The sequence below is a fragment of the Parageobacillus sp. KH3-4 genome (assembly GCF_022846435.1).
Lineage (GTDB): Bacteria > Bacillota > Bacilli > Bacillales > Anoxybacillaceae > Parageobacillus > Parageobacillus thermoglucosidasius_A.
Genome location: NZ_AP025627.1, coordinates 1,853,094 through 1,864,793, shown reverse-complemented (window position 1 = coordinate 1,864,793; position 11,700 = coordinate 1,853,094). Strand labels below are relative to the sequence as shown.

At 42.8% G+C, this 11,700-nt stretch carries 9 protein-coding genes; 7 read left to right on the top strand and 2 right to left on the bottom strand.

The genetic code is table 11. The features are described from left to right. Nucleotides 1–10 precede the first annotated feature (10 nt). Nucleotides 11–694: a MerR family transcriptional regulator gene (locus tag MWM02_RS09630; protein ID WP_244403560.1), complete on the bottom strand. Its 684-nt coding sequence runs from the start codon at nucleotides 692–694 to the stop codon at nucleotides 11–13. A 246-nt stretch (nucleotides 695–940) separates the two neighbouring features. Here MWM02_RS09630 and treP point away from each other — a divergent pair, with 246 nt between their 5' ends. From treP to MWM02_RS09595, 7 genes are all read left to right on the top strand, one after another. Further along, on the top strand, nucleotides 941–2,356 hold the full coding sequence (treP, locus tag MWM02_RS09625) for a PTS system trehalose-specific EIIBC component (protein ID WP_244403559.1): 1,416 nt from the start codon (nucleotides 941–943) through the stop codon (nucleotides 2,354–2,356). Nucleotides 2,357–2,476: 120 nt separating this feature from the next. Further along, entirely contained in the window at nucleotides 2,477–4,165 is a 1,689-nt protein-coding gene (treC, locus tag MWM02_RS09620; RefSeq protein WP_064550491.1) for an alpha,alpha-phosphotrehalase, read from the top strand. 22 nt (nucleotides 4,166–4,187) lie between these two features. Then, a complete protein-coding gene (gene treR / locus MWM02_RS09615; RefSeq protein WP_064550490.1) occupies nucleotides 4,188–4,901 on the top strand; it encodes a trehalose operon repressor in 714 nt (237 codons plus the stop codon). A gap of 211 nt (nucleotides 4,902–5,112) precedes the next feature. Beyond that, the gene (locus tag MWM02_RS09610) at nucleotides 5,113–6,528 is read left to right on the top strand and encodes a Na+/H+ antiporter NhaC family protein (RefSeq protein ID WP_064550489.1); all 1,416 of its coding nucleotides are present in this window, start codon (nucleotides 5,113–5,115) and stop codon (nucleotides 6,526–6,528) included. Nucleotides 6,529–6,898: 370 nt separating this feature from the next. Further along, nucleotides 6,899–8,398, top strand: a complete 1,500-nt coding sequence (locus MWM02_RS09605; protein ID WP_244403558.1) for an aminotransferase class V-fold PLP-dependent enzyme — start codon at nucleotides 6,899–6,901, stop codon at nucleotides 8,396–8,398. Nucleotides 8,399–8,468: 70 nt separating this feature from the next. After that, nucleotides 8,469–9,638 (top strand): acyl-CoA dehydrogenase family protein, encoded by a 1,170-nt coding sequence (locus tag MWM02_RS09600; protein ID WP_244403557.1) that lies wholly within the window; start codon nucleotides 8,469–8,471, stop codon nucleotides 9,636–9,638. Between the two features lie 363 nt (nucleotides 9,639–10,001). Then, a complete protein-coding gene (locus tag MWM02_RS09595) occupies nucleotides 10,002–10,574 on the top strand; it encodes a DUF4871 domain-containing protein (RefSeq protein ID WP_244403556.1) in 573 nt (190 codons plus the stop codon). Between the two features lie 215 nt (nucleotides 10,575–10,789). Here MWM02_RS09595 and speE read toward each other — a convergent pair whose 3' ends face one another. Further along, nucleotides 10,790–11,662 carry a polyamine aminopropyltransferase gene (gene speE / locus MWM02_RS09590; protein ID WP_064550485.1) on the bottom strand — a complete coding sequence of 291 codons (873 nt, stop codon included), beginning with the start codon at nucleotides 11,660–11,662 and terminating at the stop codon, nucleotides 10,790–10,792. Between the last annotated feature and the right edge of the window lie 38 nt (nucleotides 11,663–11,700).

Sequence of the window (11,700 nt, the reverse complement as noted above, 5' to 3'; positions counted from 1 at the left end):
GTTGTTTTTGTTACCAAAATTTCCACCATTTATTCGAACGTTTCACGCTGGCGCTGGACGCTGCTTGGCGGAAAGAAAGAACAAGTTCGCGAAACGCTTTTTCGCGCTCTATAATTTGTTCTTCATAGCGTCTTTGTTCTTCTTCCCGCTTCGTTTTTTCTTCTTGTAAAAACGTAACGATATTGTCGAGATGTTCATGAATTTCTTCGGTCTCTTCCTGCAGTGTTTTTGTATATCGCGCTAGTGAGCGATGGATTTCTCTTTTAGTGGATGCGGAGTTTTCGCAAATTTCGCCCATGTATGTTTTCATTTCTGCCACTGCTTGTTGCACCGCTTCTGTCGTTTCTTTTTTGAGTTCACCGACGATTTCTTCTTTCATCGTCCTCGCCAATTGTTCCGCTATGTGGTAAGAATCATGACGCAAAGGACGCGGCGTGTCGATCACTTCTCCCTCCAGTCCGGTGTTTTGCTGTTCCTCCTGCAAATATTGAATAATATCATGTTTTGTTTTTTTCTCAGAGAACCATTGTTTAATTTTTATAAATTGTTCCAATAACGCGTCGTTGTAAATGCGCGCTCCTTGTTTTGTCCGTGGAACCGTAATGTATTGCGCAAATTCTTTTTCCCATTGTTTTAGGATTCGCGGAGCGACTTTCACTTTTTTTGCGGCTTCGCGGAGTGTATAGGATTTCATCGCAATTTGTCCATCCTTTCTCTATCAAAATGGTTATATGTTTATTTCCAAGCAAACGGTTTATTTTCCTGCTAAATTACAAAATATAACAAAAAAAGTGATCGATAGCGAAAAAAGTTGAAAAATGTCGAAAATGCATATTGACGAACTTGTATATACAAGTTAAAATGAAAATAGCTTGTATATACAAGTTTGAAAGCGATTGCTGAAAGCGGTTAAATTATAAGGAGTTAGGGGGATTTCGTGATGGGGGCTTACGAACAATCAGTCGCCAAAATTGTTGAAGCGATTGGCGGAAAAGAAAATATTGTCGCCGCTACCCACTGTGTCACGCGGTTGCGCTTCGCGTTGAAAGATGAGGGGAAAGTCGACAAAGAAGCGTTAGAGAGCGTGGATATTGTGAAAGGCTCGTTTTCTGCGAACGGTCAGTTTCAAGTGGTGATTGGACAAGGGCTTGTCGATAAAGTATATAACGAAATGGTGGAAATGACCGGGATCGGCAGAGCGACGAAACAAGAAATTAAAGATGCCGCGGAAGCGAAGTTAAACCCATTGCAGCGCGCCATTAAAATATTAGCGGATATTTTTATTCCGATTTTACCGGCGATTGTGACAGCCGGTTTGTTGATGGGGATTAACAACATTTTAACAGGTCCGGATATTTTTTACGAAGGAAAATCGTTTGTCGAAGTGCACAAAGAATGGGCAGATCTCGCCAATATGATCAACCTTATTGCCAATACGGCGTTCGTTTTCTTGCCTGGTTTAATCGGCTGGTCAGCGGTGACGAAGTTTGGCGGAAGCCCGCTGTTAGGAATTGTCCTCGGGTTGATGCTCGTCCATCCAGATTTGTTAAATGCATGGGGATGGGGAGCTGCGAAAGAAAAAGGCGAAATTCCTATTTGGAATTTATTCGGATTTGAAGTACAAAAAGTCGGGTATCAAGGCCAAGTGCTGCCGGTGCTTGTCGCCGCTTACGTCCTGGCGAAAATCGAGCAATTTTTGCGCAAACGCATACCGGATGCGTTTCAATTGCTGCTTGTCGCGCCGATTGCGTTATTAATCACAGGCTTTTTAGCATTCATTGCGATTGGTCCGATTACATTCGCGATCGGAAACGCGATTACGCATGTATTTGTTAGCATTTTTGATAATGTTCCGGCGATTGGCGGCTTTTTGTATGGCGCGTTGTACGCACCGCTTGTCGTCACAGGAATGCATCATACGTTTTTGCCGGTCGACTTGCAGTTGATAGCAAACACAGGCGGTACGTTCTTATGGCCAATCCTTGTCATGTCAAACATTGCCCAAGGTTCTGCGGCATTGGCGATGATGTTTGTCGCCAAAGATGAAAAATTAAAAGGCCTTTCTTTCACGTCTGCGGTGTCGGCTTATCTTGGCATTACCGAACCGGCGATGTTCGGGGTGAATTTGCGTTTCCGCTATCCGTTTATTTCGGCGATGACCGGCGCAGCGATTGCCGGAATGTTTATAACGCTGAATAAAGTGATCGCGCCATCGATTGGCGTTGGCGGGTTGCCTGGATTTTTATCGATCGTGCCGCAAAAATGGGTGCCGTTCTTTATCGGAATGGCGATCGCAATCATCGTACCGTTTGTTTTAACGTTTGTATTCGGCAAGTTCCGCAAAGAGAATCGCTAATATAGAATGTATAAAACTATGTTCTAAATAATCAATTAAACATGCCATTGGCGAGTGTCAGCCAATGGTATCGTTTTTATCCATAATATCTCTATAATAACCGAACGAGGTGATGATGCAATGCAGCAGCCATGGTGGAAAAAAGCGGTCGTATATCAAATTTATCCAAAAAGCTTTAATGACACAAACGGCGATGGAATCGGCGATTTAGCGGGAATTATCGAAAAGCTCGATTATTTGAAACAGCTCGGCGTGGACGTCATTTGGCTGACGCCGATTTACAAGTCGCCACAGCGTGACAATGGCTATGATATTAGCGACTATTTTCAAATTCACGATGAGTATGGGACGATGGAGGATTTTGATCGCTTGTTGGAAGAAGTACATCGGCGCGGCATGAAATTAATTATGGATATGGTTGTCAACCATACGTCTACGGAACATGAATGGTTTAAGCAGGCGCGGACATCAAAAGACAATCCGTATCGTAATTTTTACATTTGGCGTGATCCAAAGCCGGACGGAAGCGCTCCGACGAATTGGCAGTCGAAGTTTGGCGGTTCGGCGTGGGAGTACGATGAGAAAACAGGGCAATATTATTTGCACTTATTTGACGTGACGCAAGCGGATTTAAACTGGGAAAACGAAGAATTGCGCCGCCGCGTTTATGACATGATGCATTTTTGGTTTCAAAAAGGAGTGGACGGCTTCCGTTTAGATGTCGTCAATTTGTTGTCCAAAGATCAACGTTTTCTCGATGATGACGGTTCGGTGCCGCCGGGCGACGGCCGCAAGTTTTACACGGATGGGCCGCGCATCCATGAATTTTTGCATGAGATGAACCGGGAAGTGTTTTCAAAATACGATGTTATGACGGTCGGGGAAATGTCATCCACCACAATTGACCATTGCATTAAATATACCAATCCAGAACGCCATGAGTTAAATATGGTTTTTAATTTCCATCATTTAAAGGTCGATTACCCGAACGGAGAAAAATGGGCGGTCGCCGATTTTGATTTTCTTGCCTTGAAGCGAATTTTATCGAAATGGCAAGTGGAGATGCACAAAGGAGGCGGCTGGAATGCGCTGTTTTGGTGCAACCATGACCAGCCGCGAATTGTATCGCGCTACGGCGATGATGGGAAATATCATAAAGAATCGGCGAAAATGCTTGCGACCGTCATTCATATGATGCAAGGGACTCCGTATATTTATCAAGGCGAAGAAATCGGTATGACCGATCCGAAATTCGAGCGGATTGACGATTACCGAGACGTGGAATCGCTCAATATGTATCGCATTTTGCGAGAACAAGGAAAAAGCGAGCAAGAAGTGCTTGAAATTTTAAAACGGAAATCGCGCGATAATTCACGGACGCCGATGCAATGGGACGATAGCGAAAACGCCGGATTTACGACAGGCACGCCTTGGATTCGCGTTGCGCCGAACTATCAACAAATTAACGTGAAAAAAGCGCTGGAAGATCCGACATCGGTTTTCTATCATTATCAGCGGCTCATTCAATTGCGCAAACAATACGATATTATCACGACGGGAGATTATCAGCTATTGCTTGAAGATCATCCGGATATTTTTGCATATTTGCGAAATGGGGAGAACGAAAAGTTGCTTGTCGTGAACAATTTTTACGGAAGAGAAACGACATTCGTCTTGCCAGATGATGTCGATGTAAGCGGCTATACGGGCGAAATATTGATTTCTAACTATGATGACTCACCAAGCAATTTTCGGAAAATAACGCTTCGCCCGTACGAATCGATTGTTTATTACTTGGCAAGATCGTGATACAATACTATCGGTGAGCGATATGTATGAAAATAAATATTTAACTATTTATCACGATCTTGCCGAAAAAATCCGTCAAGGGCATTGGAAGCCGTATGACAAACTACCGTCGGAAAACGAACTTGTCGAACGGTATCACACATCGAGAGAAACGATTCGCAAAGCGCTAAATTTACTATCCGAACATGGCTATATCCAAAAAATGAAAGGAAAAGGTTCGATCGTTTTGGATGTTGGCAAATACGACTTTCCGGTTTCCGGGTTAGTTAGCTTTAAAGAATTGGCGCAAAACATGAAACAGCCTGTAAAAACGATCGTCAACGAACTGGAAATCATTAAACCGGATCCGTATTTAAAGCGGTATTTGCACGCGACAAACAAAGACGAAATATGGAAAGTTATTCGTTCCCGCGAAATTGAAGGAGAACGGATCATTTTAGATAAAGATTTTTTCTATAAGAAATATGTTCCGACATTGACGCGGGAAATATGCGAAGATTCCATTTATGAGTATTTAGAGAAACGGTTAAAATTAAAAATCAGTTTTGCGAAAAAAGAAATGACCGTTGAAAAAGTCAATGACGAGGATCGAAAATATTTGGATTTAAACGGTTATGACCACATCGTTGTCGTAAAAAATTTCGTTTATTTAGATGATGCGACGCTATTCCAGTATACGGAGTCGCGCCACCGCCTCGATAAATTCCGTTTTGTCGATTTCGCGAGACGAAAGTGAACGAACACTTGTCCCCGCGCAAGTGTTCGTTTCTTTTTTTTTGGTTAAATCCCCAATTTTGATGGTCCAAGTTTAATGGACTGAATTAGGAATTGATCATTTTTCGTTTCATTCACATCTGATAAAACTATGTGCTAAATAATCAACAAAAAAAGATATCATAAATCCCCATCATTATGGCAATCCTTGTAACGGTAAAGGGGTGAATTGGTTGGAAGGAACATGGTTGTCTTTATTGCCGTTTCTTGTAGTCATTCCGCTGGCGATTTGGCTGAAAGAGATTGTTCCTGGGCTTGTCATCGGATTGATCGTCGGAGCGTTTTGCTTGGAAGAAGGAAGCGTGCTTGCCACGATTGAGCGAGCGGTAGACACGCTGTTAAAAACGATGAATAATTTAGAACATATGAAAGTAGTTGCATTTTTATATTTATTTGGTTCATTAATTGGCATGATGCAAATTGCCGGCGGAGTGAAAGGATTTGTGCAATGGATCGACGGACGGCTTCATTCGAAGCGGAGGCTATTGTTGTTTATATGGCTTACTGTTCCGTTTACTTTTTTTATGCCGATGTTTCGCATTATGTTACTTGGCCCTGTGATGAAATCCATTCTCGGAAAATTTCGCATTGACCGGCGGAGAATAGCATACATGATAGATGTATCAACGGAACCGATTATCGTCCTTCTTCCTGCTGCAACAGCGTTTGTCGGGTTTATGGAGTCGGTAGTAGCGGGAGCACTCGAACAAAATCAAATCAATACATCAGCTTACGAGCTTTTTTTAGCGAGCTTGCCGTATAACTTTTTTGCAGTCATCGCGCTTTTTATCGGATTGATGACGACATTTATGAACGTACGGATTGGAAGAAAAGAAAGAAAAAGAGAAAAAGAAAAAACGAACCCGTTTCATCAATTGGGCCTGCGCAAAGAATTGGCGCTAGTGTCAGGGGAACCGCTTCACTTGTTTTTTCCGCTTTTTCTTGTGCTTGTGCTGACATTTTTTTTCTTTTGGTACAGCGGGACGAAAAATGGAGCCGTCACCATTATCGATGCTTTTTCGAAAGCCGATGCGACGATGGCGATGTTAATGGCATTGTTTGTTACGATCATTGCAACGACGGTATTTTATCTTATCAGGCGGCAACCGTTGCATGAACTGATTTATCATTTTTTTGACGGCGGCAATCAATTGATGGCGCCGATCGGGATGCTCCTTCTCGTTTGGGCGGTATCGCTTGTCGCAGATGAACTAGGGTTTTCCACGTATGTTTCGTCGACACTTGGGACATGGCTTCCAAAAGAAGTCGTCCCCGCTGCCGTATTTGCCGCCGGTTCGTTTATTTCTTATTTTATCGGCACATCATGGGGAACGTGGGGGATTTTTATGCCGCTTGGCATCACGTTAGCGGCGGCAACGGGAGCGCCGCTGCCAATGACGATCGGGGCGGTATTTGCGAGCGGAACGTTCGGCGCTTTCGCTTCTCCGCTAGGCGATACAACGATTACAACCGCGTCGATGATGGATTTAGATTTAATGAGTTATGCGAAATACAAATTACGTATTTCATTATTGTTCGCAATATTATCGATGGTCGCTTATTTAATCGCGCCGATCTTTTTCGCGTAACGACATCGGTGTATTATACTGACCGATATCGTTACGTTTTATTTTTAGTTGTATGGATATTGGCTATGACTATCCATTTTTTAATAAACAAAACTATGTGCTAAATAATCAAAAAACAACTTCCAACACCAAAATGTAAAAAGAAGTAGCTACTTTTTTATACCTTCCAATCTCACCTAAATGAATCCCGGAAACGGTGTAAAAGCAACATTTTTCTGGAACTAAAGTTTACTGGGCTGAAAGTGGAATTTTAAAACTCGATCTTTCGCTTCTCCAATATACGGCTTAATGAATTCCTCGCTTTTATATTGACCATTTTTCCGTTTTCCACATACTGTATGAATAAAAAGCACAAGAAGGGGGGACAACAATGGAAATTAGAGCAACCATCGGAGATGCGACATTTACATGCCGGGGAGAGTTGGAAGCGTATTTTCAACCGTTTCGTGAGGCAACGATTGGAGCGAATATGACATTTTCCACCCCGTTTGGACAACAGCGAATGATTTATGCAGATTGGACAGCAAGCGGTCGTTTATATGCGCCGATTGAACGAAAAATAACCGAAGAACTTGGCCCATTTGTCGCCAACACACACACTGAATCGAATATAACGAGCACGAAAATGACATTGGCGTACCAATACGCAAAAGAGTTGATTAAACGTCATGTCAACGCAGGACGAGATGACGTTATCATTATGGAAGGAGCAGGGATGACAAGCGCGGTAAATAAACTGCAGCGGCTGCTTGGCTTAAGAGTGCCGGAACAATGGAAATCACATCTCAAGCTTCCCGATGAAAAACGCCCCGTTATTTTCGTCACACATATGGAACACCATTCCAATTTATTATCGTGGGCGGAAACGATTGGAGAAGTAGTGACGATTCGCCCGGCCGCAAACGGTGATGTTGATGTCGGCCATTTGCAGGAATTATTGCGAACGTATGCACAGCGCCCGCTAAAAATCGGCGCTTTTACCGCATGCTCGAATGTAACAGGCATCCAGACACCATACCATCAACTAGCGAAAATAATGCATGAACACGAAGGAATTTGCTTCGTCGACTTTGCCGCCTCCGCTCCGTATGTTTCCATCAACATGCACCCTGATGATCCGCTAAAAAAATTAGATGGTATTTATTTTTCGCCGCATAAATTTTTAGGAGGCCCTGGAAGCGCAGGTGTACTTATTTTTGACTCTCATCTGTACCAAAACCGCATCCCTGATCATCCGGGAGGAGGGACGGTCATATGGACGGATCCTTGGGGAAATTATAAATACATCAACGACATTGAAACACGGGAAGACGGGGGAACACCGCCGGTTTTACAAACGATTAAAGCAGCGCTTGCCATCCAATTAAAAGAAAAAATGGGGATTGAACGCATGCTGAAGCGGGAAAAAGAATTAACAGCGCTTTTTTTATCTCAGTTAAAGCAAATACCGCGCGTTCATATTTTAGAAGGCCAACGGGAAGACAGGCTTGGCATTGTATCATTTATAATTGAAGGAATGCATTACAATTTAGTTGTAAAGCTTTTGAACGACCGCTTTGGCATCCAAACGCGCGGCGGCTGTTCATGCGCTGGCCCGTACGGTCACTACTTGCTTGGAATTGACAAAAAACAATCGAAAGAAATTATGACGCAAGTGGAACAAGGAAACTTGCTGCCAAAACCGGGATGGGTGCGTATTTCGCTTCATCCAATTATGACAAACGAAGATATATATCATATCATTCGGGCGATCCGCCATATTGTGCGTCACGAAGAAAAGTGGAAGCAAGAGTATATATATGATCACAAAAAAAATGAATTTCAGCATCGCAACGATGACCGCGACGTTCGCCACTTATTTACTCTCTAGCAACATATCGTTTCCATCTCCGCTTCCCAACGTGTACAATAAAACCATAATGAAAAAAGAGGGGAGACATATGAACGAGCTATATCATTTATTTCTTCGCACAGAGCGGGAGCGAATTTTGTACGAGCGAGCGCGGAAGCTTGCTGATCAATTTCATAAGCGCGCTGGATGGTACGATGAACATGCGGAATTTCCATTTGAGAATTTCAGTGATTTAAAAGAAGCGCGCTTCCTTTCTCTTACTGTGCCTAAATTATACGGGGGCGAAGAAATTTCCCTTTATGAATTTTTGCTCATTCAAGAAACGATCGCCCAAGGGGACGGAGCGACGGCGCTATCACTCGGTTGGCATTTAGGCATTTTGCTGAACCTCGCGGAGACGAAAAAATGGCCGCTGTCCATTTTTGAACGAATTTGCCGCGAAGTAGCGGAAAAGCAAGTTTTATTAAACAGCGCCCATTCCGAAACAGCGACCGGAAGTCCAGCACGCGGCGGAAAACCGGAAACAACTGCGGAACACCGCAACGGCCGCTGGGTAATTTCCGGACGAAAAACGTTCGCTTCGCTAGCTCCGGCGCTTGATTACTTTATCGTATCAGCAACCATTAAAGAAACAGGGGAAGTTGGAAACTTCCTCATCCCGAAAACAGCGGCTGGTTTAAAAATTGAAAAAACATGGAATACGCTCGGCATGAGAGCGACGCGAAGTGACGATGTTATTTTAGAAAATGTAGAAGTGGAAGAAGAAGCGCTTGTCGAAATGCTTAGTTCGCCAAAAGCAAAAAGTCAGGCCCAAGGCTGGCTTTTACATATTCCTGCTTGTTATTTAGGAATCGCCATCGCCGCACGCAATGAGGCGATTGCATTTGCGAAAACATATCAGCCAAACAGCCTTTCCCATCCAATTGCCGAAGTGCCGGAAGTACGGCGAAAAATTGCGCAAATGGATATACATTTGATGGCAGCCCGGCATTTTATGTATTCGATTGCTGATCAATGGGACCGCTATCCGGAGAAACGGGCAGAAATGAAAGAAGAATTGGCAACTGTAAAATATCTTGCAACGAATGCCGCTGTCAACGTCGTTGATTTGGCAATGCGCATCGTCGGCGGGCAAAGTTTATTTGCCGAGAATCCATTGCAGCGGTATTATCGCGATGTCCGAGCCGGATTGCATAATCCGCCGTCCGACGATATTACCGTTTCGATCGTGGCGGATCGCGCTTTAAATTCAAAGTAAAAGAGCAAAACTATGCAGTCAAAATGTTAAGGTGTAGATATTTTAACCGTTTGAACTATTGCCATACGCCTCTCCTAAAACGCCCTGCGATGCGCTAATTATTCGTAAGCCTTCGAGGAAGCGATAAAAACAAGGTGTATTCATCGACTTGAATGGCGAGGTTCAAGATTATCTGCTAAAATGATTGTTATTTTAGTGAGAGATATTATTTGCCCCAGATAAATCATCCTGTTGTCAAAATAGGATGATTTTTTTAAAAATTATATAGAATTTTATGTTAATATATTGTAGAGGGTTATTGAACGGAGCAACATACCTAACTAAACATGAATGCAGTAATAGAGAAAAGAGACACAACTTCCGATGAGACGCGCTACATTTATTGAAGGACATTTTATGTTTGCCGGAGGGATGTTGATGAAGTTTTTTATTCTACTTATCCTTGCAACCATGCTTGTCGCATGTTCAAAAGATACAAATATCCCCAAAAATGTAACGCAGTCTGAGAGTCAAAGTGATGATGTACCTTCATTCTTTAATCTGTCTGTAATAAAAAATGTAGATTGGAAAGAAAGTGAGGTTTTCACTTATGAAGGACTAGAACTTCGTGGTATTCCAGGAAAGGTAGGGATATTGTCCACTCCTTGGAAGGCAGGAGTAAATAACAAGTATATGTGGCACTTCTTTGGCGATAACATCCCATCTGGAAAACTGACAGTCATCGCAGTTCAAGAAGGCACAAATAAAGTGAGCAAAGCACTTACAGACGATAGAGGAAGTCATATGTGGGTATCTCCTTATGGTAGTGTACCAAAAGCGGTTAACGGTCATACGGATATCCCTGCTAATATGATGTTGCCCAATAAGGGGAAGTGGGTTCTAAATGCTTATATAGGAAAAGAGTTGTTTGGGCAGATTGTAGTGGACGTTCAGTAACCTCCCATTTGTTTTAGGTTATGCTACAGAATGTTGCTGATTTTTTTACTCCACTATCATGCATCATAGAAGAACGAATTAACTCCCATCATCTATGGTATTGCGAAGTGCCGCATGGGCGGATAAAAGAAAAAGGAGAACACATATAATCAAGTATAATATGTGCTCTCCTTTTTTATGATTTAGGTTCTGATAACAAAACAACTGCTCTTTCTTTACTTTTCAAGCGCCTTTTTCAAAAACTGCGGAAGTTGGAAGCATTGTTTTAATATTCCTTCGTTAACGTATTTCGTATCCGAAGGAATCGTTAAAGTTTCTGGAAGAGAAAGAGGTTTTGTCGAGCCGATGGTAAAGCTCCATAATCCGCCTGGATATGTAGGTACAGTGGCGGTATAAACTTGAACATGCGGGAATAATTCGCGAATGTTTGTATATGTTTGACGTAAAATGTCCAAATGGAAAATCGGAGATTGGCTTTGGCAAACCATTAGTCCGTCATCTTTTAAAGCACGGCGGACATTGGCATAAAAGTCGCGCGAAAAGAGCGCCTCTGCTGGGCCGACAGGATCGGACGAATCAATAATAATCACATCATACTCGTTTTCGTGTCCTTTCACGAAAGCAACTCCGTCATCATAAATAAACTGTACTCGCGGATCGGATAAATTTCCCGATACTTCTTGCAAATGTGCTTTACACGAGAGCACTACTTTTTCATCGATTTCAACCATATGAATTTCTTCAACATGTTTATATTTCGCTACTTCTCTAGCCGCACCACAATCTCCGCCGCCGATGATGAGCACTTTTTTCGCCGACGGGTGGAACTGCAGCGGTACATGAGAAATCATTTCATTATAAATATGGCCGTCGATGGATGTTGTTTGCACGACTCCGTCGAGGACGAGCATGCGTCCGAAATCGTAAGAATCCAAAATCATGACATGTTGAAAGTCAGATTGTTCGGAGAAAATAACGTCTTTAATACGGTAGCTGATTTTCAAGTTTTCACGGTCATCTTCCGTTAGCCAAAGTTCACCGTTTTCGACTTTTACATAAGGTGGTAATGAATTATGCACGTGCTTCATTGCGACCTCCTTTTAATCCTGCTTGTTTTCTCACACCT

Bases quoted from the DNA above. Each gene is read 5' to 3' on its own strand.
- MWM02_RS09600 (WP_244403557.1), top strand. From the start codon at position 8,469: ATGAACGAGCTATATCATTTATTTCTTCGCACAGAGCGGGAGCGAATT.
- treR (WP_064550490.1), top strand. From the start codon at position 4,188: ATGTATGAAAATAAATATTTAACTATTTATCACGATCTTGCCGAAAAA.
- treC (WP_064550491.1), top strand. From the start codon at position 2,477: ATGCAGCAGCCATGGTGGAAAAAAGCGGTCGTATATCAAATTTATCCA.
- speE (WP_064550485.1), bottom strand. From the start codon at position 11,662: ATGAAGCACGTGCATAATTCATTACCACCTTATGTAAAAGTCGAAAAC.
- MWM02_RS09595 (WP_244403556.1), top strand. From the start codon at position 10,002: ATGAGACGCGCTACATTTATTGAAGGACATTTTATGTTTGCCGGAGGG.
- treP (WP_244403559.1), top strand. From the start codon at position 941: ATGGGGGCTTACGAACAATCAGTCGCCAAAATTGTTGAAGCGATTGGC.
- MWM02_RS09605 (WP_244403558.1), top strand. From the start codon at position 6,899: ATGGAAATTAGAGCAACCATCGGAGATGCGACATTTACATGCCGGGGA.
- MWM02_RS09630 (WP_244403560.1), bottom strand. From the start codon at position 694: ATGAAATCCTATACACTCCGCGAAGCCGCAAAAAAAGTGAAAGTCGCT.